The following is a 1,143-nucleotide window of genomic DNA, read 5'->3' as shown; positions in this document are numbered from 1 at the left end:
CGATCAGCCGCCGGTCGTTGACATAAATCTGGGTACGGACGGTTTCTTGTCCCGTCCGATTATGAAATCGTGGCCTTTGGGCTTGCGGCTGATGGCTTCGTCGATCGCCATGTTCAGCCTTTCGTTGCCTTCCGAGGCCCTGAGCGGTTCGCGCAGATCCGCCGAATCGTCCTGGCCCAGGCAGAGATAGAGCCGTCCCGTGCAGGTCACCCGGACACGATTGCACGATTCGCAGAAATTGTGGGTCATCGGCGTGATGAAGCCGAGCCGGCCGCCGGTCTCCGCGATCTCCACATACCGGGCGGGGCCGCCGGTGCGATACGGGATGTCGGTGAGGGTGAACCGCTCCTCCAGCCGCTCGCGCACCTTGGACAGCGGCAGATACTGATCGGTGCGGTCGCCGTCGATATCCCCCATGGGCATGGTCTCGATGATGGTCAGGTCGTGGCCGCGCTCATGGCACCATCGGATGAGGCGCTCGTATTCGTCCTCGTTTACCCCTGCCAGCGCCACGGTGTTGATCTTGACCTTGATCCCGGCCGCGCTCGCCGCCGCGATCCCCTCCATCACCTTGTCGAAATCGCCCCAGCGGGTGATCGCCTTGAAGCGGTCCCGGTCCAGGGTGTCGAGGGAGACGTTGATCCGCTTGATGCCGCACGCGGCGAGATCGTCGGCGAAGCGGGCGAGCTGGCTGCCGTTGGTCGTCATGGTCAGCTCCTCCAGCGCGCCGGTCCGCAGATGGCGGGAGAGCGACTGCAGCAGGGAGAGAATGTTCTTGCGTACCAGCGGCTCGCCGCCGGTCAGCCGAACCCGCCGCACCCCCTTGTCGACGAACGCCGTGATCAGCCGGTCGATCTCCTCCAGGCTCAGCAGATCCTTGCGCGGCAGGAACGTCATGTTCTCCGCCATGCAGTAGACGCAGCGGAAGTCGCAGCGATCCGTCACCGAGACGCGCAGGTAAGTGACCTTGCGGCCGAACGGATCGACCATGGCGGGCGTTGGTTCCCAAATTGACACGGCTTATTCTTCCTCCCCGGAGGGCGCCTTGTCCTTCCGGCTGTAGCGTTTTGCGTTTCGTATAACCTGGGGCCGGTAGCGAGAGAACTTCAAGGCCGCCGCAACATCGCTCCGGCGCTTGAGGGA

The 1,143-nt window shown here is 63.9% G+C and carries 1 protein-coding gene; it reads right to left on the bottom strand.

All coding sequences use genetic code 11. The features are described from left to right. Nucleotides 1–3 precede the first annotated feature (3 nt). Nucleotides 4–990 carry a GTP 3',8-cyclase MoaA gene (gene moaA / locus A7A08_RS15325; protein WP_069096331.1) on the bottom strand — a complete coding sequence of 329 codons (987 nt, stop codon included), beginning with the start codon at nt 988–990 and terminating at the stop codon, nt 4–6. Between the last annotated feature and the right edge of the window lie 153 nt (nt 991–1,143).

This window comes from Methyloligella halotolerans (assembly GCF_001708935.1).
Taxonomy (GTDB): Bacteria; Pseudomonadota; Alphaproteobacteria; order Rhizobiales; family Methyloligellaceae; genus Methyloligella; species Methyloligella halotolerans.
The sequence above is the reverse complement of the archived record's forward strand: the minus strand, read 5'-3'. Positions and strand labels throughout refer to the sequence as shown.